This is a genomic window from Streptomyces sp. MMG1121, assembly GCF_001280015.1.
Taxonomy (GTDB): Bacteria; Actinomycetota; Actinomycetes; order Streptomycetales; family Streptomycetaceae; genus Streptomyces.
The window spans coordinates 1-22035 of sequence record NZ_LGDV01000210.1 but is presented as its reverse complement, the minus strand read 5'-3'; the positions used below and the strand labels follow the sequence as shown (position 1 = coordinate 22035).

Annotated in this window: 11 protein-coding genes; 6 read left to right on the top strand and 5 right to left on the bottom strand. The window is 72.1% G+C overall.

Annotation, left to right across the window (positions count from 1 at the left end; translation table 11 throughout):
• Positions 1-30: 30 nt before the first annotated feature.
• The 4 genes from ADK64_RS29195 to ADK64_RS29180 all read right to left on the bottom strand — a co-directional run bounded on the left by ADK64_RS29195 (position 31) and on the right by ADK64_RS29180 (position 4707).
• Complete coding sequence (locus tag ADK64_RS29195) at positions 31-1365, bottom strand: 3-deoxy-7-phosphoheptulonate synthase (protein ID WP_063789970.1); 1335 nt, start codon at positions 1363-1365, stop codon at positions 31-33.
• Between the two features lie 248 nt (positions 1366-1613).
• Positions 1614-2312 carry an HAD-IA family hydrolase gene (locus ADK64_RS29190; RefSeq protein WP_053663721.1) on the bottom strand — a complete coding sequence of 233 codons (699 nt, stop codon included), beginning with the start codon at positions 2310-2312 and terminating at the stop codon, positions 1614-1616.
• Between the two features lie 104 nt (positions 2313-2416).
• The gene (locus ADK64_RS29185) at positions 2417-3547 is read right to left on the bottom strand and encodes a Gfo/Idh/MocA family protein (protein WP_053663719.1); all 1131 of its coding nucleotides are present in this window, start codon (positions 3545-3547) and stop codon (positions 2417-2419) included.
• Positions 3544-4707: a DegT/DnrJ/EryC1/StrS family aminotransferase gene (locus ADK64_RS29180; RefSeq protein ID WP_053663717.1), complete on the bottom strand. Its 1164-nt coding sequence runs from the start codon at positions 4705-4707 to the stop codon at positions 3544-3546. The genes ADK64_RS29185 and ADK64_RS29180 overlap by 4 nt, the downstream gene beginning before the upstream one ends.
• Before the next feature lie 368 nt (positions 4708-5075).
• On the opposite strand from ADK64_RS29180, the gene ADK64_RS29175 reads away from it, so the two are divergent.
• The 4 genes from ADK64_RS29175 (at position 5076) to ADK64_RS29160 (ending at position 10027) form a co-directional block, all read left to right on the top strand.
• Entirely contained in the window at positions 5076-5495 is a 420-nt protein-coding gene (locus ADK64_RS29175; RefSeq protein ID WP_234384743.1) for a type II 3-dehydroquinate dehydratase, read from the top strand.
• 95 nt (positions 5496-5590) lie between these two features.
• The gene (locus ADK64_RS29170) at positions 5591-6517 is read left to right on the top strand and encodes a GNAT family N-acetyltransferase (RefSeq protein ID WP_053663713.1); all 927 of its coding nucleotides are present in this window, start codon (positions 5591-5593) and stop codon (positions 6515-6517) included.
• Positions 6518-6562: 45 nt separating this feature from the next.
• Positions 6563-9097, top strand: coding sequence for an amino acid adenylation domain-containing protein (locus tag ADK64_RS29165; RefSeq protein ID WP_053663711.1), 2535 nt, complete (start codon positions 6563-6565; stop codon positions 9095-9097).
• Between the two features lie 42 nt (positions 9098-9139).
• The gene (locus ADK64_RS29160) at positions 9140-10027 is read left to right on the top strand and encodes an ROK family protein (RefSeq protein ID WP_234384742.1); all 888 of its coding nucleotides are present in this window, start codon (positions 9140-9142) and stop codon (positions 10025-10027) included.
• Positions 10028-10167: 140 nt separating this feature from the next.
• On the opposite strand, the gene ADK64_RS29155 is transcribed toward ADK64_RS29160, so the two are convergent.
• Entirely contained in the window at positions 10168-11205 is a 1038-nt protein-coding gene (locus ADK64_RS29155) for a 3-dehydroquinate synthase family protein (protein ID WP_053663707.1), read from the bottom strand.
• 351 nt (positions 11206-11556) lie between these two features.
• On the opposite strand from ADK64_RS29155, the gene ADK64_RS29150 reads away from it, so the two are divergent.
• Both ADK64_RS29150 and ADK64_RS29145 read left to right on the top strand, forming a co-directional pair.
• Complete coding sequence (locus ADK64_RS29150) at positions 11557-21093, top strand: type I polyketide synthase (protein ID WP_053663705.1); 9537 nt, start codon at positions 11557-11559, stop codon at positions 21091-21093.
• A 35-nt stretch (positions 21094-21128) separates the two neighbouring features.
• The coding region (locus tag ADK64_RS29145) for a beta-ketoacyl synthase N-terminal-like domain-containing protein (RefSeq protein ID WP_199829736.1) at positions 21129-22035 on the top strand (907 nt) is incomplete at its 3' end.

The following is a 22035-nucleotide window of genomic DNA, read 5'->3' as shown; positions in this document are numbered from 1 at the left end:
GGCCAGAATTCCGACGGCAGCTGAGTTGCCCTAGGCTTGGTTGAGCCGCAACTCTGAGGGGTTCCGGGTCCTGAACTCTCGATATTCCGGCGCGGACAGGAGTTCCCGGTCGCCCGGGGATCTCGGGCTTCCGTGCGTTTCCTCGACCGCTCGTGCCCCATCTGAAGGCGCGGTGGCCCGGGTGCCTGCGCCGGTCCAGGCGGAGACGAGTGCAACGGCCTGTTCCGGATTGAGCCGGGGGTCGCACAGGCTGGTGCGCCGGACGGGCCGCCCCTCGAACTCGGAGACGTCCGTGGCACATTCGAGGACGTCGTCGGGCGTGGTCTCCAGGTGCAGTCCGCCCGCCGTGCCGCCGGCGTCGGTCACGGCCACGAGGAATCCCCGGATCTCCCGTGCCATGGTCTCCAGCAGGCGAGTCTTGTGACCGTCCGGTCCTGCAACGGTGTTGCCGTGCATGGGGTCGCTGAGCCAGATCACGGGATGGCCGGCCAGCCGGACCGCCTCCACGAGCGCGGGTAGCCTGCCGGAGACCACTTCGGCGCCCATGCGAGCGATCAGGGTGAGACGGCCCGGTTCCCGCAGCGGGTCGAGCCGTTCGCACAGGATGGTGATCTCCTCCACGGTGGTGGTCGGACCGACCTTCACCGCGACCGGGTTGACGATGTCGGCGACGAGGTCCAGGTGGGCGCCGTCCAGTTGACGGGTCCGCTCGCCGATCCACGGCCAGTGGGTGGAGCCGAGCCAGCGGCGTCCGTCTCCCAGCTCACGGATCATGGGCAACTCGTAGTCGAGGACGAGTGCCTCATGACTCGTCCACATCCGGGGTTCGATCAGCGGCTGGTGACCGGAGCGCGCGGGGCCGCGCCAGCCCAGATGCTCCATGACGTCGCTGGCCGTCATGTACGAGGTCAGCAGGCGCAGCGGATCGTGCCGACGGGATTCCGGAGTCGGCTCCGGACCGTTGACCATGTGGCCCCGGTAGACCGGTAGTTCCAGGTCTCCGATCCGTTCGAGAGGCTTGGAGCGCGGCTTGGCGAACTGGCCCGCGATGCGTCCGGCCCGTACGACCGGCTTGTGGGTGGCCATCTTCAGCGTCGCGGCGAGCATGTCGAGCACTGCGGATTTGCGCGACACGTACTCGGCGTCGCATTCACCCGGGTTCTCGGCGCAGTCACCGGCTTGCACCACAAGGGCGTTGCCACGGGCCACGTGGGCCAGCAGCGTCCGCAGGGCACGCACGTCCTCCGCCTTGACCAGCGGCGGACGTGCGGCCAGTACCTCCCGGATGCGCCGGGCCTGTGACGGGTCGTCCCACTCGGGCTGTTGCAGGGCAGGCTTACGGATTTCCGTCACGGCGTTTCCCACGTCGAGTCTCCGGTGAAATATCGGTCGAGATATGACTGAGAACATTGGAGAAACATGGTCGAAAACTCTCCGATAGCCCCTGCTGGACGCCGTAACGGGTAGGGAACGGTCTGTGTCCGCAGCCTCGTGAATCCCACCGGATTCTCCTCCGTCGGATTATTGGAACGGTGATCATCTGTGGTTGGATTCCCTGTACGGAACGGACGAATTGAAGCCCGAAGGACGGGTCGGCGCGTGAGTGTGCGGGATCAGGGCGTGCGGGACCTGCCGACGCACATCTCGAGCAGTTCCGATGGTGTGCGCAGTACGACATCGGGGTTCTGCGCGAGCAGGATCTCCTCGTCGGTCTCGCCCCACAGGGCGGCGACGGCGGTGACGCCGGCGCCCCGGGCGCTGGCGAGGTCGGTGACCGCGTCGCCGACCATGACAGTCCGCGCGGGGTCGGAGCCGAGCACGCCCAGGGCCTTCAGCACGATGTCGGGAGCCGGCTTGGGGCGCTCCACCTCATCGGAGCCGATGACAACGGTGAACAGGTTCAGCAGACCGAGCTGTGCGAGGAGCGAACGGGCCCGTGGTCCGCTCTTGCCGGTGGCGACGGCGAGCGGGACACCGTGCGCCCGCAGTTGTCGGAGCATCTCCGGTACGCCGTCGAAGACCGGGACGAGGTGGGCGAGCCGGTAGCTTTCACGGACGAACGGGGCCTCCATCTCCAGCGGCAACCCCATGATCCGCATGATGTCGGGGAAGTAGCGGCCCAGATGCCGCTCGTACTCCTCGAACGGTGGATCGCCGTCGCCCACCACCTCGGCGTAAGCGGCGGTGAACGCCTGGCGCATCACGCCGAAACTGTTGACGAGCACCCCGTCGAGGTCGAAGACGACCGCATTGATCGGTTCCGCCCGGTTGTCGCAGGCGGCGAGGCCTTGGCTGGTTCCAAGACTGTCCATGGCGCTGTGACGCTCTCTTTCGTGGGGCGACGGCTTCGGGTGCGGGACCGCTGCCGCCCGATACGGGCGGCAGCCCGGGCCGATTCGGCGGTCGGTCGTGCCGGTCACACCCGGTGCGGCTGGGCTTTCTGCTGCGCGGCGCGGGCTGAGGAGTAGATCCGCTCGATGGCGCTGATGGTGCGGCGCGCCTCCTCGATGGCCCGGCGTGGACCGGCCGGGTCCCGCAGCTGGGCGAGCAACTCATCGAGCTGCCGGTCGTACTCCGTGCCGATGGGCTCCTCGGGCACCGTGACCGCTCGGGTCCGCCCGTCGTCGGTGCGCGTCAGCTCCGGGTGCTCCAGGCGGTTGGGACTGAAGCCGAACGTGCAGCGCAGGGTCGCGCTGCCCGCGCTGCCGTCGATCCGGATCCGGGTGATGTCGCGTTCCTCGTGCGAGGCCCAGCTCGCATGCAGTGACAGTGAGACACCGTCATCGGTGACGAGGAACGCGCGGGCGGTGTCCTCGACGTCGATGACGCCGACGGTCGCCCGCTCGCTCTCCTGGTCTTCCGCGGTCCCCTCGGCGCGCCAGGAGACCCGTGCGGTGTCCCGCGCGATGAAGTCGTCCGAGACCGCACCGGTGACCTGCGCGAACTCCGCCGAGCCCAGCAGGGGCGCGGCGATGTCGAACAGATGCCATCCCAGGTCCACCAGCGCTCCGCCGCCCGACAGGCGACGCTGCGTGAACCAGCCGCCCGCGTCCGGCACGCCCCGGGCACGCACCCAGGACAGTTCGATGTGGCGGACGGCGCCCAGGTCGCCGGCGCTCGCGAGCAGGGCCCGGACGTCGGCACGGTGGCGGGCGGCGCTGCCTGCCAGGAGCCGCGCACCGCCGACGCGTTCGGCCTCGGCCAGCTGCTCCGCCTCTGCCGATGTCAGACACACCGGCTTCTCGAGGAAGACCGGGATGCCTTTGCGGAGCAGGTCTCCGGCGATCTCGCAGTGCAGGTGGTTGGGGACGGCCACGACGGCCAGGTCCACCTCTGAGGGGTCCACATCGTGCACGGCTGCCAGGACCGGGGTATCAGGGGCGTCCGCAGTGACGGCCGCGCGCGAGGCCGGGTCGGGGTCCACCGCCGCGCTCACGGCGAAGTCGGGGTGGTGACGCAGCCGCGGCAGCCAGATGGACCGAGCTGCCCAGCCGAGCCCCACCACGGCGGTGCGGACCGGCCGGCCGTCGTGGTGTGCCGTGCTCATGAGCCGAGGACGTCGGCTATGACGGCGGCGACCTCGTGCATCTGCTGCTCGGTGCCGAGCAGCGTCCGGTGGTGCAGCCACAGGCAGTCGGACGTCAGTGCCTCGGAGTGGGGGCAGCGCCGGGCCAGTTCGTCCACCGACAGGTCCGGCGCGCCCATCTCCCAGAAGGCGTCCGTGCGGTAGATCGAGCGGAACGCGACGAACGCGGGGACACCGCGCTCGATGAGGGTGTCGACGACCTGTGCGCGCCGTTCCTCCGTGATGCCCGGGATCCGGAACATGGCCATGTAGTGCGGGTTGCGGTCGGCCCGGCGATCCAGCCGCTGAGGTGCCACGCCGGGGATTTCGGCGAGCAGTGAGGACAGCAGCGGCCAGCGCTCCTCGCGCGTCTGGATCTGCCCGTCCAGGCGCGCGAGCTGGGCGCGCAGCACTGAGGCGGAGAACTCGTTGAGTCGGAAGTTGGAGCCCGACGTGCGGTGGAAGTAGCCGCGGTCGTTGCGCGGGCGTCCGCAGCTGTGCCGTACGAAGGCGTGCTCCGCCATCTCGGCGGTCGGGAACAGCACCGCACCGCCCTCGCCGGCCGTCATCAGCTTGCCGTTCTGGAAGGAGAACGCGGCGACCGAGCCCAGCTCGCCGACCCGCCGGCCGTTCCAGGTGGCGCCCTGCGCGTGGGCGGCGTCCTGGATCAGCGGCACGCCGGAGTCGGCGGCCACCTTGTCGAGGGAGTCCATGTCGGCGAACTGGCCCGCCATGTGTACGGGCATGATGGCGCGGGTCTTCGAGGTGACGGCCTTCGCGGCCTCGGCCGGATCGATGCAGTAGGTTTCCGGGTCCACGTCCACCGGCACCACGACAGCACCGAGGCGCTGAGCGGCCTGGGACGAGGAGATGAAGGTGAAGGCCGGCACGATCACCTCGGTGCCGGGGCCGACACCCATGACCTCCAGGGCCAGTTCGAGGGCGTGCGTGCCGTTGGTGACCGCCAGTGCGTGCTTGCTGCCGTGGTACTCGGCGAACTCCCGCTCGAAGGCGTCGACCTCTGCGCCGCCCATGCGCCACCACTGACCCTGCTCCAGCGCACGGATCAGGCCGGTCCGCTCCGCGTCGTCGTACTGCGGCCAGGCCGGTAGGTCTGAGCCCAGTTGCACACCACTGCTCATGCTGTTCCTTGCTCCTTCGGTCTATGCGCGTGCGAATGCTGCCGCACCGATCGTCACGGAGGCACGACACGGAACCGCTCCTCACGGACCGGCGTGTCCACGCGGACGCCGGCACCGGAACACGACCTCGGTGCGGTCCGCGGGCCCGGCCGGGCAGGCCGGCGGTCTCCGGGCGGGGTCGGTCGTCGCGATTAGCACGCTAACCCAGTGGTTGGCGAGGCGTCATTCCCCTGGTGACCCCCCTATGTTCCCCCTTGTGACTGCGGGCATACCGAGTGCCGGTGTTTACCTGTCAATGTGCGTGCTACAAAAACGACTTCCCAGTGGCTCCGTATAAGGCATGGTGTGTATTGAGCAGGCTCCTGTTGATGAACGGACCGAATCTCGGCATACTCGGGAGCCGTCAGCCCGAGATCTACGGAACGGACACGCTCGCCGACATCGAAGGATGGGTCGCCGAGGAAGTGGCCGACCGCGGCTGGAAAGTTGAAGCGTTCCAGCACGACGGTGAGGCGGAGATGATCCGCACCGTTCAAGGCAACTACGACACCGTCGGCGCGATCATCAATCCCGCGGCCCTGATGATGGCCGGCTGGGGACTGAGGGACGCGCTGGCCAACTACCCGCGCCCGTGGATCGAGGTCCACCTCTCCAACGTCTGGGCCCGCGAACAGTTCCGGCACGAATCGGTGACCGGACCGCTCGCCGCCGGAGTGATCTTCGGCCTCGGCGCCACGGGCTATCGGCTCGCGGCCCGCGCGTTGCTGGAGAAGGTCACCGACCGCTGAGCGGTGCCACCCGCCGCGACAGACCCCCTTGTTCCCGCGGAGCCGCCCCTCCGTGACTTCGCCACGATACGACTGAAAGCCGAGGACACGACACGATGCTCCAGGGACAGACGGCGGAATCAGTACTGGCCGCCCACCGCGACCGGCTGCGCGCCGTCGACCGGATGATTCCGGCGGCCGAAGCGCTGCCGGAGCCCTCCGACGGCCAAGAGCTGCTGGAGGTGAACGGGGCACGTGGCCTGCTGACGCACACCCGCGTCGACGCCGACGCGCTGGAGGCGGTGCTCGGCCCACTGGACCGCTGGGAGCTCACCCCGCAGGTCTCAGGGCCCGACGAGATGGCCGCTCTGCTCACACGCTGGCGGCAGTACATGGAGAGCCACCCGGAACGCCCCGGTGCGGACTCCATGGCCGCCGTCGAGTGGCCCAGCCGCGACGTCGCCATGACCCGGGTCCTGCGCGCCTTCGGGTTCGTTCCCGAGTTCGTGATGATCGGTCGGCTCAAGGGCACCGAACTCGTGCCGGAGTCGGGCCGGGTCCGCGTGCGCCGGGCCACCGTCGAGGACAGCGAGGCGGTGTTCGAACTGCAGATGGTGGAGACCCGGTTCGACGCCGCGGTCAGCGGCGCCGTCGAACGCGCCACCACCGAGGCGCTGCTGCGCGAGGAGATCACCGCGTCGTTCAAGCGCGACGAACCGCTGATCTGGGTCGCCGAGTACGAGGGCGCGATCGTCGGCATGCACCGGGGCGAGGACTTCTCCGAGCCGCAGCAGGCATGGCTCGCGACGAAGATCACCGCCGCCCCGGTCGCGCACCTGGTCTGCCAGGCAGTCAAGGAGGGCTATCGCAGCCTGGGCATCGGCACCTCCCTCGCCCACCACGTGCACGCCGATCTGGACGCCATAGGCATCGGTGCCGCGGTCGGCTACCACGCCATGTTCAACCCGATCTCCACGCCGTTCTGGCACCGCCACGGCTGGCGGCCGTACTGGAACCGCTGGATGCGCACCCCGGCCGCCTGAGCGGCCCCCTGGCGAGAATGACGTACGAGCCCTGTGGAGGGGAACATGCTGGTGAAGGCGCTGGAGGAGCGGGCCGACTCCGTTTCGGACCTTACGGCCCTCGAATGCGAGGGTGTGGAGCTGTCGTACCGGGAAGCGCACGAGCAGGCCAACCGGCTCGCCCGCCACCTGGTAGCCCGGGGAGTGGGGCCCGACAGCGTCGTCGCGGTGATGCTGCCCCGCTCCACAGAACTGCTGGTGACGCTGTTGGCGGTGCTCAAGGCCGGCGGTGCCTACCTCGCGCTCGACCCGGAACACCCCGCCGAGCGCGTGGCCTTCCAGGTCCGCGACGCCGCCCCGGTCGCCCTGGTGACGTCGACCCGCATCGACGCCGACCGCACCGATGTGGGCGTTCCCCGCATCGTGCTGGACGATCCCGCGACGGCCGCGACGCTGGCCGCGCTGCCCGCCGGGCATCTGACGGACGCCGAGCGGGCCGCCCCGCCGAAGCCCGAAGACCTCGCGTACGTCATCTACACCTCGGGCTCCACCGGCACCCCCAAGGGCGTCGAGATCCCGGTGCGCGCCCTGCACAACCTGCTGGAGGCGATGCGGGAGCGGCTCTCCCTGGGACCCGGCGACCGCATGTTGTCGGTCACCACCGCCACGTTCGACATGTCGGTGCCCGAGCTGTTCCTGCCGTACTACACCGGTGCCCGCGCGGTCATCGCGCCGCGTGCCACCGGGCAGGACCCGCAGGCGCTGGGCGACCTGATCGTCCGCGGGGAGATCGGCACCGCTCAGGCCACTCCCACCCACTGGCACATGCTGGCCACCGTCTGCCCCGAGGTGCTGCGCGGCCTGCGCATCCTCATCGGCGGCGAGGCGCTGTCGGAGAAGCTGGCGGCGACACTGCTCGACCTCGGCGCCGAGGTCATCCAGTGGTACGGGCCCACGGAGAGCACCGTGTGGTCCACGGTGCACCCGGTCGCCGGGCCCGAGGACGCGGCCGTCATCGGCAAGCCGCTGCGCAACACCCGGTTGTACGTCCTCGACGAGGAACTGGTGCCCGTCGAGCCCGGCACCGAGGGCGAGCTGTTCATCGCCGGCGCGGGCGTGGCCCGTGGCTACCTCAACCGGCCGGAGCTGACCGCCGAGCGCTTCCTGCCCGACCGTTCCGGGGACGGCAGCGCGATGATGTACCGCACCGGCGACGTGGTGCGACAGCGCGCGGACGGCGCCCTGGAGTACGTCGGCCGTGCCGACCATCAGGTGAAGCTGCACGGTTTCCGGGTCGAACTCGGCGAGATCGAGGCCGCCCTGGAGCGGTCCGAGGACGTCGGCCAGGCGGCCGCGACGGTCCGGGAGGACCGGCCCGGCGACCGGCGCCTCGTGGCGTACGTGACAGCCGCCTCCGGCCGTGTGCCCGACGTCAAGGAGCTGCGGAACCTCGTGGCGGACACGCTGCCCCTGTACATGGTGCCTTCCGCCGTGGTGGCCCTGGAGGACTTCCCGCTCACCCCCAACGGCAAGCTCGACCGCAAGGCGCTGCCGGCACCCGTCGTCGCGCAGACAGCCATGGTCGAGACGCACCTCACGCAGTCGGAGCTGATGCTCAGCCGGCTCTTCGCCGAGGTGCTCGGCGTGGAGCAGATCGGACCACGTGACAGTTTCTTCGACCTCGGCGGTTCGTCGGTGCTCGCGGCACGGCTGCTTGCTCGGGTGCGTTCCGAGATGGGGCTGGAACTCTCGATCCGGATGCTCGTGGAGTCCCCGACGCCGGCCGAGTTGTCCAGGCGGCTGACCGGTGAGGAACCGCAGGACTCCTTCGACGTCCTGCTGCCGCTGATGACCAGGGGCTCCGCCCGGCCGCTGTTCTGCATGCGCCACCTCGGGGGCACCGCCTGGTGCTACGGCGTTCTCGCCCAGCACTTCAGCCTGGACTACCCGATCTACGGCCTCCAGTCGCACACCTTCCAGGAGTTCGACACGCCCGTCGACAGCATCGCGGCGATGGCGGCGGACTACGCGGACCGGATCCGCGGCGTGCAGCCCGAGGGCCCCTACCGCATCCTGGGCTGGTCCTTCGGCGGCATCCTGGCCCACGCCGTCGCCGCCGAGTTCCAGAAACGCGGTGAAGAGATCGAGTTCCTCGGCGTGTTCAACACCAACCCGCACATCACGGACAAGGAGGACCGTGACGAACAGGGCCTGATCGAGCTGATCCTGCTGATCAACGGCAAGGACCTCACCGAGTACGAGCGCCCGCTCAGGTACGAGGACATCGCCGAGTTCGCCGACATGGCGACCAACTACGCCTGGCACGGCCGGAAGAGCGCGGCCGAGACCTTCGTCGAGACGATGCTGACCGACCTCGGCGCCTGGAAGGCCCACACGCCCGAGAAGTACAGCGGCGCCATGCACCTGTTCGCGGCCGATCCCAGCCCGGTGGCCGAAGCGGCCTCCAGCGAGGCCTGGGCGCCGTACGTCGTGGGCGAGATCGTGCGCCACGAACTGGGCTGCGGTCACGAGGAGATGCTCAGCAGCCCGCGCGTGCTCCGCCGGGTCGCAGAGATCGTCACCGATCACCTCGGGGACTGACCCGGCCAGGAGGCAGCCATCCCTTACCACCTGGGCATCGACGTGGGCGGCACCAAGGTCGCCCTGCGTGCGGAGTACCCGGACGGCACCGTACGCGAGGCCGGTTTCCGGTGGCCGCGGGCCGCGGACCGGCCCGCGCACGCGGCGGCGGACCTCGATCTGCTCGCTCGGCAGGTCCGGGAGCTGTGCGGCGGCGCCCCGGACTCGTGCGCGGGCGTCGGGGTGGCCATGCCCGCCACCCTGGACGCGGCCGGAGTCGTCACCGCCTGGCCCAACCGTCCGGGCTGGACCGGCGTCGACCTCGGCAGCGCCCTGCGCGGGATCTTCGGCACCACTGAGGTGGTCTGTGCCGATGACGGCGACCTCGCCGCGCTCGCCGAGGCACACGCGGCGGGCCGTCCCGATCTGCTGTACCTCGGCGTCGGCACCGGCGTCGGCGGCGGGATCGTCCTTGGCGGCAGGCTGATGCCCGGCCCGTCCCGGGGCTCCTGCGAGATCGGCCACCTGGTCGTGGACCGGTCCGGGGAGCGCTGTGACTGCGGGCGCCGCGGCTGTGTGCAGTCCGTGGCCTCGGGCCCCGCCGTACTGCGCCGGGCCGCTCGCGCCCGCGGCACCGAGGTGAGCTTCGCCGAGCTGGCGCAGGCCCTCGCCGACGGCACGCGGTGGGCCGCCGACGCCGTGCGCGAGGGGTGCGCGGCGCTGGCCACGGCCGCCGTCGGGGTGAGCGAACTGCTCCACCCCGCCCTGGTCGTGGTCGGTGGCGGATTCGCCGACGGCCTGCCCGGCTTCACCGCCACGGTTGCGGGGCAGATGGCGCGGCTGGCCCGCTCCGGCCACCCTCTGCCTCCCGTGGAGGCCGCCCGTCTCGGCGGACTCTCCTCACTGTACGGGGCCGTCCTGCTGGCGAAGGGGCGGCCACTGGAGCACTGAGGCCGGGCGGGTCAGGGGGCCGACGTCCGCCATGGCCGGCGGTGTCCCGCCCCCCCCGGCCGGAAACGACGTGGTCCGCGCCGGTCCGGACGAATCCCTCGTCCGGACCGGCGCGGACCGCCTGTCGCATGCGACCCCTCTCAGGCCGCCGTGCGCGGCATCTCCGCCAGCACCCGCGCGACGACGTTCTCCGGCAGGTCCGCCACCAGATCGGCGCCGTTCTCGCCGTCCAGCACGAAGGTCAGCCCCGACGTCGCCTTCTTGTCCAGCCGCATCAGATCGATCAGCCGGGCCGGTGCGACGTCCGCGGGCAGCTCGTGGGGGAGTCCGTAGTGGCGCACCACCTCCAGGTGCTCCACCGCCCGCTGTTCGTCGATCCGGTCCATGGCCCGTGCGAGCCGCCCCGCGAACACGGTGCCGATCGCCACTGCCTCGCCGTGCCGCAGCCTGAAGTCCGTCGCCAGCTCCAGCGCGTGGCCGAGGGTGTGGCCGTAGTTGAGCAGGTGACGCAGGCCGGTGTCGCGTTCGTCGGCGGACACGATCTGTGCCTTGCGCGCCACACTCGCCGCGATCTGCTCCCGCAGCGGCAGCTCCCGCAGGTCGCCGGCGCCGATGAAGTGGCAGCGCGCGATCTCCCCGTAGCCGTTGAGCATCTCCCGCTCGGGCAGGGTCTCCAGGTAGTCGGTGTCGCACAGCACCGAGCTGGGCTGCCAGTAGGCGCCGATGAGGTTCTTGCCCTCGGGTGTGTTCACCGCCGTCTTGCCGCCGACACTGGCGTCCACCTGAGCGAGCAGCGTGGTCGGGAGATGTACCACGGGCACCCCGCGGTGGAAGAGCGCGGCGGCGAGACCCACGACGTCCGTCGTGGTGCCGCCGCCGACGGAGACGACCACGTCGTCACGGGTCAGGCCGAAGCGCACGAACTCCCGGCACAGCGACTCGACCGTGGCGAGCGTCTTGTCCGGCTCGCCGTCACGGGCCCGCAGGACGAGCGAGGGCACGCCCGGGTCGGGAATCCAGGCGTCCGGCCGGGCGGAGACCACCGCCGCGCGCCGCGCTCCCAGCCGCTCGACGATCCCGGACAGCGAGTGCCGCACCCCGGGGCCGATGTCGACGGGGTACGAGCGGTCGCCGAGATCCACCTGGACACGGGTGTGATGGTGTGCGGAATCCGTCATTTCAGTTGATGTCCCTTTCTCTGCGGTCCTGCCGCGGAGGGAAGGCTGTCGGGGAAAGGAATCCCGCTTCCCGGGCACTCGCGGGAATGCGCTTGCCGCTCATCACGGGTGTATTTCTGGCCGATAGCCGATAACGAGATGACTGTTAGTACGGCGGCGGAGCCTAATGCCGTCGGACCGCCGCACCAAACACCTGCTGATTAATTCTCGTCACTCCTCAAGTTAGGGATGTGTAGGGGGGTGATGAGGGGGGTGTGGGGCAGCGTCGGATGGCAAGACTGTGCCGGGCAGGGCGAACCATCAGCCATTACGGGCTGCCCGTCTGCTGTCGCCCTGGAGGGATGACGACACATGTTGCGCACGGAGCTGATCCGACCGCTTCCCGAGCTGCTGGTCCACCAGGCTCGGCACTTCGGTGGCAAGGTCGCCTACCGGGACGCCCAACGGAGCGTGAGCTACACCGATCTGGAACTGCGGACCCGGCGACTGGCCGGACACCTTGCGGAGTTGCGGCTGCAACCGGGCGACCGCGCGGCCATCTGCCTGGGCAACCGCGTCGAGATCGTCGAGAGCTACTACGCCATCACCCGGGCCAGTGCCATCGGCGTCCCGGTCAACCCGCAGAGCAGCGACGCGGAACTCGCCCACATCCTTGACGACAGCGGTGCCCGGATCGTCATCACCGACCACCTGCACGTGGAACAGCTGCGGCGCCTGCTGCCGGACCGCCCGCACCTGACGGCCGTCCTGGTCGGCGACGAGCCGGTGCCGTCGGACTTCCTGCCCTACGAGTCGTTCGCGACCCGGGAACCCGCCACCCCGGCCCGCGACGACCTCGGACTGGACGACCTGGCGTGGATGCTCTACACCTCGGGCACCACCGGCAGGCCCAAGGGCGTGCTCTCCACCCAGCGCAACTGCCTGTGGTCGGTGGCCGCCTGCTACGTGCCGGTGCCCGGACTCGGCCCCGAGGACCGCGTCGTCTGGCCGCTGCCCCTCTTCCACAGCCTCTCGCACATCGCCTGCGTGCTCTCTGTGGTGGCCGTGGGCGCCAGCGCCCGCATCGTCGACGGCCTGTCGGCCGAGGACGTGCTGACCGCACTGGACGAGGAGCGCGCCACCTTCCTGGCCGGCGTCCCCACCCTGCTGCACTACCTGCTCGACGCGGCACGCGACCGCGGCTTCACCGCTCCCCGGCTGCGCGTGGCCCTGGTCGGCGGCGCGGTCACCACCGCCTCGCTGCGTCGGTCGTTCGAGCGTGCCTTCGGCGTTCCCCTCATCGACGCCTACGGCTCCACCGAGACCTGTGGCTCCATCACCGTCAACTGGCCCTCGGGCGCCCGGATCGAGGGCTCCTGCGGCCTGCCGGTGGTGGGTCTGGGCGTACGCCTGGTGGACACCCGGACCGGAGAGGACGTCGCCGAGGGCCAGGAGGGCGAGGTGTGGGTACGCGGGCCGAGTGTCATGGCCGGCTACCACAACCAGCCCGAGGCCACCGCGGCCGCCTTCCACGACGGCTGGTACCGCACCGGTGACCTGGCCCGCCGTGACATGGCCGGCTACTTCACGATCACCGGCCGCAAGAAGGAACTCATCATCCGCGCCGGGGAGAACATCCACCCCGGAGAGGTGGAGGAGGTCCTGCGCACCGTCCCCGGCGTCACCGACGTCGCGGTCGTCGGCAAGCCGCACGACGTGCTGGGCGAGGTGCCGGTCGCGTTCATCGTCCCCGGCCCCCAGGGACCGGACACGGAACAGCTGTTCGCCGAGTGCCGCGACCGGCTCTCCTACTTCAAGGTGCCCGAAGAGCTGTACGAGATCGACTCGATCCCGCGTACCGCCTCGGGCAAGATCATCCGGCATCGGCTGCTGGAGACGCCCGCCCGGCTGCGCGCCACCAGCAGCGGCCTGTACGACTCGCTGTTCCGCGTCGACTGGATACCCAGCTCCCCGCTCGCCCTGGGCAGAGCCCCGGGCGAGCCGGACGACTGGGCACTGGCGGGCACCGACTCGCTCGGTCTGGCCGCCGCCCTGGCGGACGTCGGCATACCGTGCGAGGTCCACACCGACCCGGCCGCCGCCCGCACGGCGGCCCGCCCCGCGGCCCACGGCGGAACCGGTGTCCTCCTCGTGGACCGGACCCGCTACGACTCCGCGGCGGGCATCGAGGAGTTCATCACGTCCCTCGCGGACTGGCTGGCCGACGACCGCAACGAGAACGTCACGCTCGTGGTCCTCACCCGGCGCGCCGTGGCCGCCGGCGAGGGCGAGGACGTCAGGGACCCCGCGCACACCCCGCTGTGGGGTCTGATCCGCGCGCTGCAGACCGAGCACCCCGGCCGGCTCGTGCTCGCCGACCTCGACACCGACGGTCTCGGCGAGGACGGGGCCCGGCCCCTGGTCGCCGCCCTGCACGCCGGTGAGCCCCAGTTCGCCATTCGCTCCGGCGTCGCCCTGCTGCCGCGCTTCGCCCGTGTCTCCATGGACCGGGAGGAGCAGCCGCCCGAGCTGCTCGACCCCGACGGGACGGTCCTGGTCACCGGCGCGGCCACCGCCCAGGGCGCCGCGCTGGCCCGCCACCTCGTGACCGCGCACGCCGCCCGCCACCTGCTGCTGACCTTCGGCCCCGAAGACGGTGCCGAGAGCGTGCAGGCCCTGTGCGCCGAACTCGCCGGGGCCGGCGCCCGCGCCACGGCCGCCGCCTGCGACCCGGGCGACCGAGCCGCGCTCGCCGGGCTGCTGGCGGACGGCGACCGGCCGCCGCTGACAGCCGTGGTGCACGCGGAGGAGGTCACCGGAACCGGTACCGTGTCCGCCGCGGCACACGCCCTGCACGACCTGACCGCCGACCGCGACCTGACCGCGTTCGTCCTGTGCTCTTCGCCCCTCGGCGTCCTCGGCGCCCCCGGCGCCGGCGAGATCGCGGCCGAGAGCGCCGCACTCGAGGCACTGGCCCATCACCGGCGCGCCCACGGCCTGCCCGCGCTGTCCCTGGCCTGGGGACCCTGGCCGGACGGCACGGCCGGGAGCGCGGTCCCCTTCGCGGCGGGCGAACTCGCCGAACAGCAGGCCCTGGTGATGTTCGACGCCGCACACGCCGCGGGCGAGGCCGCGTTCATCGCGATGCGCCTCGACAACGCCGCCCTGCTCGACGGCCCGGTCCCCGCACCGCTGCGCGGCCTGATCGACACCTCGGCACGGCGGACGCCCGCCGCGACCGCGGAGCTGCTCGGCCAACTGGAGAGCCTGCCCGCCGAGGAGCGCGAGAAGACCCTGCTGCGGCTCGTACGAGCCGAGACCGCCGCAGTCCTCGGCCGCACCGACACCGAGGACATCCCGGCCGACCGGGCCTTCAAGGAGCTGGGTTTCACCTCCGTCATGGTCGTCGCGCTGCGCGACCGGCTCGGCACCGCCACCGGACTGCGGCTCCCCGCCACCAGCGCCTTCGACTACCCCACCCCCGAAGCCCTGGCCCACCGGTTGCTGGGCGAGGTCTACGGCGAGTCCGCCGACGCCCCGGGCCCGCCCGCCCCCGCCGCGGCGGTCTCCGACGAGCCCATCGCCATCGTCTCGATGGGTTGTCGGCTGCCGGGCGGCGTCACCTCGCCCGAGGACCTGTGGCGTCTGGTCGCCGACGGCGCCGACGGCCGCTCCCCGTTCCCGGCCGACCGGGGCTGGAACCTGGCGGACCTGTACGACCCCGACCCCGACGCCGCCGGCAAGTCCTACGTCCGTGAGGGCGGCTTCCTCGACGACGTGGCCGGCTTCGACGCCGAGTTCTTCGGGATCTCCCCGCGCGAGGCGCTGGCGATGGACCCGCAGCAACGGCTCCTCCTGGAGACCTCCTGGGAGGTCTTCGAACGCGCCGGCCTGGACGTGACCGCCCTGCGCGGCGCGGACGTCGGTGTCTTCGCCGGGGTCATGTACCACGACTACACCAGCCGGGCGGTGCGTCCCGCGAAGGAGATCGAGGGGTACCTCGGCGTCGGCGGCGCGGGCAGCGTCGTGTCCGGGCGGGTGTCGTACACGTTCGGCTTCGAAGGCCCCGCGGTGACAGTGGACACGGCGTGCTCGTCCTCGCTGGTCGCCCTGCACCTGGCCAGCCAGGCGCTGCGCGCGGGGGAGTGCTCCCTGGCGCTGGCCGGCGGTGTCGCGGTGATGGCGACCCCGGGCAGCTTCGTCGAGTTCTCGCGGCAGCGCGGCCTCGCCGCCGACGGACGCTGCAAGGCCTTCGCCGCCGCGGCGGACGGCACCAGTTGGTCCGAAGGCGTGGGTCTGCTCCTGCTGGAGCGGCTGTCGGACGCCCACCGCAACGGCCACGAGGTCCTGGCCGTCGTACGCGGCATCGCCGTGAACCAGGACGGCGCCTCCAACGGGCTGACCGCGCCCAACGGCCCCTCCCAGCAGCGCGTCATTCGCCAGGCCCTCGCCAACGCCGGCCTGACCCCCGCCGACGTCGACACCGTCGAGGCGCACGGTACCGGTACCGCCCTCGGCGACCCCATCGAGGCGCAGGCCCTCCTCGCCACCTACGGTCAGGAACGGCCCGGCGACGGCCACCCGCTGTGGCTCGGCTCCCTCAAGTCCAACATCGGCCACGCGCAGGCCGCCGCCGGCGTGGCAGGCGTGATCAAGATGGTGCAGGCGATGCGGCACGGTGTGCTGCCCCGGACACTCCATGTCGACGCTCCGACACCGGAGGTGGACTGGTCCGCGGGCGCGGTCGAACTGCTCACCGAGGCACGGAACTGGCCGGAGACCGGGCGCCCGCGCCGCGCCGGCGTGTCCTCCTTCGGCATCAGCGGCACCAACGCCCACATCGTCCTCGAACAGCCCGCCGTGCCACCCGCCACACCCTCCGCCGACGGAGCGGACCCGGCGGACACACCGGAGCGCGCCCTGCCCGACGGGCTCGTCCCGCTCGTCCTCTCCGCCAAGTCCCCTGAGGCCCTGCGCGCCCAGGCCGGACGCGTCGCCGCCCTTCTCGACGCGGAGCCCGCGCCCGACCTGGCCGACGTCGCCCTCACCCTCAGCGGCCGCTCCGCCTTCGAGCACCGTGCGGTCGTGGTCGCCGGCTCCCCCGAGGAGGCCCGCGACGACCTTGCCGCCCTCGCCGCCGCCGACGACATGACGGGCACGGCCACCGACGGCAGGCTCGCCGTCGTCTTCTCCGGCCAGGGCGCGCAGCGCCCCGGGACAGGCCGCGAACTGTACGCGTCGTTCCCTGTGTACGCCCGCGCCTTCGACGAGGTCTGCGCCACCCTGGACCGCTGGCTCGACCGCCCGCTGCGCGACGTCGTCCTCGCCGAACCCGGCACCCCGGAGGCGGACCTGCTCGACCGGACCGCCTACACCCAGGCAGCCCTTTTCGCCGTCGGGGTGGCCCTCTACCGGCTGGTCGAGTCTTGGGGCGTGCGGCCCGACCTGGTCGCCGGGCACTCCATCGGCGAACTCGCCGCCGCCCACGTGGCGGGCGTGTGGTCGTTGGAGGACGCCGCGGCGCTGGTGGCCGCCCGCGGCGCGATGATGCAGCGGCTGCCCGAGGGCGGTGCCATGATCGCCGTCCAGGCCACCGAGGACGAGGTCGCCGCCGAGCTGACCGAGGCAGTCGCCGTCGCGGCGCTCAACGGCCCCGAGGCGGTGGTCCTCTCCGGTGACGCGCCGGCCGTCGAGGCCGTGGCCGCCGTGTTCGCGGCCCGCGGCCGCAAGACCAAGCGGTTGCGCGTCTCGCACGCCTTCCACTCGCCGCGCATGGACCCGATGCTCGACGCGTTCCACGAGGTCGCCGCCGGACTGAGCTACCGCACCCCCGTCGTGCCCGTCGTCTCCAACCTGACCGGCGCCCTCGCCGACCCCGCGCAGCTGTGCGCCCCCGACTACTGGGTGCGTCACGTCCGCGGCACGGTCCGCTTCGCCGACGGCCTGCACACCCTGCACGAGCAGGGCGTCACCACCGTGCTCGAACTCGGGCCCGGCGGGGTGCTGACCGCCATGGCGCGCGACTGCCTTCCCGAGGACGTCGACTGTGTGGCCGCACTGCGCGACGGAAGGCCGGAGCCGAGGACGCTGCTCACGGCCGTCGCCCGGGCCCACACCCGGGGCGCCCGCGTCGACTGGCCCTCCCTGTTCGCCGGCAGCGGCGCCCGCGGCACCGCCGTACCGACATACGCCTTCCAACACCGGCGCTACTGGCTCGACGCCGCCGGCCCCGGCGACCTCGGAGCCGCGGGTATCACCGCGGCCGGCCATCCGCTGCTGACCGCGGCGGTGGACCTGCCCGAGGCCGACGCCGTCACCTTCACCGGACGCCTGTGCCCGGCCGACCAGCCCTGGCTCGCCGACCACGCGGTCGGCGGCACGGTCCTGCTCGCCGGTACCGCCCTGGTCGAGATGGCCGTCCGGGCCGGCGACGAGGTCGGGTACGGAGTCGTCCGCGAACTGGTCCTGGCTGAGCCCCTGGTCCTGCCCGCCGACGGCGCGGTGCGCATCCGCGTGCACGTCGGTGCCCCCGACGAGAGCGGCGACCGCCCCGTCGCCGTCCACTCCCGCCCCGACGGCGACGGCGACGGCGACGGCGCGGCGTGGACACGCCACGCGAGCGGCACCCTGGCACGGACGGACCCCGACGACGCTCCCGGCACCGACCCGGCCCCGTGGCCCCCTTCGCATGCCAAGCCCGTGCCCGTCACGGACTTCTACCGGGAACGAGCCGAGTCCGGCTACGAGTACGGCCCCGCCTTCCAGGGACTGCGCGCGGCGTGGACCCTCGGCGAGGAGGTCCTCGCCGACATCTCCCTCGACGACGAACACCACGCCGACGCCGACCGGTTCGGCCTGCACCCGGCCCTCTTCGACGCCGCGCTGCACCCCAGCGCCCTGGGCGGCATTGCCGAACCCGGCGACGGGAGCCGTCTGCTCCCCTTCGCCTGGAACGGCGTACGGCTGCACGCCTCGGGTGCCAAGACCCTGCGGGTCCGGCTGACCCCCGCCGGAGAGAACACGGTGTCCCTGCGCATCACCGACGCGACCGGAGCCCCGGTCGCCGACGTCGACTCGCTCGTCCTGCGCCCCGTGGCCGCCGGACAACTGCGTCCGGCCGGCGAAGCGGGCCACGAATCCCTGTTCCGTACGACGTGGAAGACTCTGCCGGTCACGGCGCGAGCGGACGGACTCGACGGCGTCCGCGTCCTCGACGCCACCGGAGACGGCTGCGGCGTCGGCACCTCGGCCGAGGACGTGCACGCACTCACCACCCGCGTACTGGAGAACCTCCAGGCGCTGCCGGCCGAGCCCGGCGGCGACACCGCACGGCTGCTGGTGATCACCAGGGGCGCCGTCGCCGTTCGCGACGGCGAGAGTGTCACCGACCCGGCGGGCGCCGCGGTCTGGGGCCTGGTGCGCTCCGCCCAGTCCGAGAACCCCGACCGCTTCGTCCTGGCCGACATCGACGGACACGACGCCTCACGCGACGTGCTCACCGGCATCCCGGCGGTGGCCGCGGCCCTGGACGAGCCGCAGTTCGCGGTGCGTGACGGCGAGGTGTCCGTGCCCCGCCTCGTCCGTGCCACCCATACGGGCCTGACCGTTCCCGATGGCACCGGAGCCTGGCACCTGGACACCACCGGGCCCGGCACTCTGGAGAACTTGGCCCTCGTGCCGGACACCGCCTCCGGCCCTCTGGCTGCCGGCCAGGTCCGCGTGGCCGTCCGCGCCGCGGGCATGAACTTCCGCGACGTCATGATCGCCCTGGACATGTACCCCGGCCGGGCCGCGATCGGAGGCGAGGCCGCCGGCACCGTCCTGGAGACCGGCCCCGGCGTGACCGGCCTGTCGCCCGGCGACCGGGTCATGGGCCTGTTCCCCGGCGGGGCGTTCGCCCCGGAAGCCGTGACCGATCACCGCAGGCTGGTCCGCGTCCCCGCCGGATGGACCTTCGCGCAGGCCGCCACCGCGCCCATCGCGTTCCTCACCGCCCTCTACGGGCTGCGCGACCTGGCCGGCGTCCGGACCGGCGAGACGGTCCTGATCCACGCCGCGGCCGGCGGCGTGGGCATGGCCGCTGTCCAGATCGCCCGACACCTGGGCGCCGACGTCTACGGCACCGCCAGCCCCGGCAAGTGGGACACCCTGCGTGCCCGAGGACTCGACGACGCGCACATCGCCAACTCCCGCACCACCGACTTCGAGCAGCACTTCCTCGACGCCACCGGCGGCCGTGGCGTCGACGTCGTCCTCGACGCACTGGCCGGCGAGTTCGTCGACGCCTCCCTGCGCCTGCTGCCGCGGGGCGGCCGCTTCCTGGAGATGGGCAAGACCGACATCCGCGACGCCACCGAGGTCGCCGAACGTTTCCCCGGAGTGGGGTACCGCGCCTACGACCTCGCGGAGGCGGACGACGACCGGATACGGGAGCTGCTCGACGAGCTGGGCGGCCTCTTCGACCGCGGAGCCCTCACCCCGCTGCCGGTGACGGCATGGGACGTACGGCAGGCTCCGGACGCCTTCCGGCACCTCAGCCGGGCCCGCCACGTGGGGAAGGCCGTTCTGACCCTGCCGCGTCGGCCCGACCCGAACGGCACCTTCCTGATCACCGGCGGCACAGGCTCCCTCGGTGCGCTCGTCGCTCGCCATCTCGTCACCGAACACGGCGCCCGCAGCCTGCTGCTCACCAGCAGGCGCGGTCCCGACGCGCCCGGCGCGCGGGAACTCACCGCCGAACTCACCGCCCTCGGAGCGACCGTACGCATCGCGGCCTGCGACGCCGCCGACCGCGCCGCCCTGGCCCGGCTGCTGGAGTCCGTCCCGGCGACCGCGCCCCTGACGGCCGTGGTGCACACCGCGGGCGTCGTCGACGACGGCGTGCTCTCCGCGCTCACCCCGGAACGGATGGCCACCGTCCTGCGGCCCAAGGTCGACGCCGCCTTGAACCTGCATGAGCTGACCCGGGGCCTCGACCTCGCCGCCTGGGTGCTGTTCTCCTCGGCCGCCGGTGTCCTCGGCAATCCCGGACAGGCCAACTACGCGGCGGCCAACTCCTTCCTCGACGGACTCTCCCGCGCCCGCCGTGCCGAGGGACTGCCCGCGGTGTCGCTCGCCTGGGGCCTGTGGGCGCACGCGAGCGACATGACCGGCAACCTCACCGAGGCGGACCTGCGGCGCACCGAACGCGACGGCATGCTCGGGATGTCGGCCGAAGAGGGCCTGGCCCTCTTCGACGCCACCCTCACCGCCGGGGAACCCGCCCTCGTGCCGACCCGGCTCGACCTGAGCGTGCTGCGGGGCCGGGCCGCATCCGGCGGGCTCCCCCCGCTGCTGCGCGCACTCGTCCGGGCTCCACGCCGCGCCGCTGCCGCGGGTACGGTCCCCGGGCGCACCCTGGCCGACAGGCTCGCCGCACTCTCCGCGGACGAGAAGGCCGCCTTCGTCCTGGACGTCGTCCGCACGGAGGCGGCGACCGTCCTGGGCCACTCCGACGCCTCACTGGTCGTACCCGACCGCGCGTTCAAGGAAGCCGGGTTCGACTCGCTGACCGCGGTGGAGCTGCGCAACCGGCTCGGCAAGGCCGCCGGTACCAGGCTGCCCACGACCGCCGTGTTCGACTACCCGGCGCCCACCGTGCTCGCCGAATACCTGCTCAAGGCCCTCGACCAGGAGTCCGACCCGGTCGCGGCCAAGCTCGAGGCCCTGGAAGCGGCGCTCGACGCCCTGTTGGCGGAGGAACTGGAGCACTCCGGCATCCACGCCCGGCTGAAGTTCCTCGGATCGCGGCTCGAAGAGGCCGCGCACAGCGACGGCTCCACCGAGACCGCCGACCGGGCCAGGCAACTCGAAGCCGCCACCGCCGACGACGTCTACGCCTTCATCGACAACGAGCTCGGGCTCGGCTGACCCGCCAGGCAACCGGGAAGAGGAGATCAGGTTCCATGACCACCGACGAGAAGGCGCTCACCTACCTCAAGCGGGTCTCGGCCGAGCTGCAGCAGACGCGAGAGAAGCTGCGCGAGGAACAGGGCCGGCGCACCGAACCCATCGCCATCGTGGCCATGGGCTGCCGGCTGCCGGGCGGGGTGACCTCCCCCGAGGGGCTGTGGCGACTGGTCTCCGAGGGCACCGACGCCGTCGGCGCCTTCCCGGCGGACCGCGGCTGGGACCTCGACAGCCTCTACGACCCCGACCCGGACGCGTCCGGCAAGTCCTACGTCCGTGAGGGCGGCTTCCTCGACGATGTCGCCGGCTTCGACGCCGAGTTCTTCGGGATCTCCCCACGCGAGGCGCTGGCGATGGACCCGCAGCAGCGGCTCCTCCTGGAGACCTCCTGGGAGACCCTGGAACGCGCCGGAATCGACCCCTCCACCCTCAAGGGCGAGAGCGTCGGCGTCTTCACCGGCGTCGCCGGACAGGAGTACGCGCCCCGCATGGGCACCGGCTCCCAGGACATCGAGGGCTACGTCCTCACCGGCGGCGCGGGCAGCGTCGTGTCCGGTCGCGTGTCGTACACCCTTGGCCTCGAGGGCCCCGCGGTGACGGTGGACACCGCCTGTTCGTCGTCCCTGGTGGCGATCCACCTCGCCGCACAGGCGCTGCGCTCCGGCGAGTGCTCGCTCGCGCTCGCGGGCGGCGTCGCCGTGATGTCGACCCCGGGCGCCTTCGTGGAGTTCTCGCGCCAGCGCGGACTGGCCCTCGACGGACGCTGCAAGGCGTTCGCCGCCGCGGCGGACGGCACCGCCTGGGCCGAGGGTGTGGGGGTGTTGTTGTTGGAGCGGTTGTCGGATGCGCGGCGTAGTGGTCATGAGGTGTTGGCGGTGGTGCGGGGTTCGGCGGTGAATCAGG

Coding starts and splice junctions, on each gene's coding strand:
- ADK64_RS29190 (WP_053663721.1), bottom strand. CDS start 2,312: ATGGACAGTCTTGGAACCAGCCAAGGCCTCGCCGCCTGCGACAACCGG.
- ADK64_RS29185 (WP_053663719.1), bottom strand. CDS start 3,547: ATGAGCACGGCACACCACGACGGCCGGCCGGTCCGCACCGCCGTGGTG.
- ADK64_RS29180 (WP_053663717.1), bottom strand. CDS start 4,707: ATGAGCAGTGGTGTGCAACTGGGCTCAGACCTACCGGCCTGGCCGCAG.
- ADK64_RS29175 (WP_234384743.1), top strand. CDS start 5,076: ATGAACGGACCGAATCTCGGCATACTCGGGAGCCGTCAGCCCGAGATC.
- ADK64_RS29170 (WP_053663713.1), top strand. CDS start 5,591: ATGCTCCAGGGACAGACGGCGGAATCAGTACTGGCCGCCCACCGCGAC.
- ADK64_RS29165 (WP_053663711.1), top strand. CDS start 6,563: ATGCTGGTGAAGGCGCTGGAGGAGCGGGCCGACTCCGTTTCGGACCTT.
- ADK64_RS29155 (WP_053663707.1), bottom strand. CDS start 11,205: ATGACGGATTCCGCACACCATCACACCCGTGTCCAGGTGGATCTCGGC.
- ADK64_RS29150 (WP_053663705.1), top strand. CDS start 11,557: ATGTTGCGCACGGAGCTGATCCGACCGCTTCCCGAGCTGCTGGTCCAC.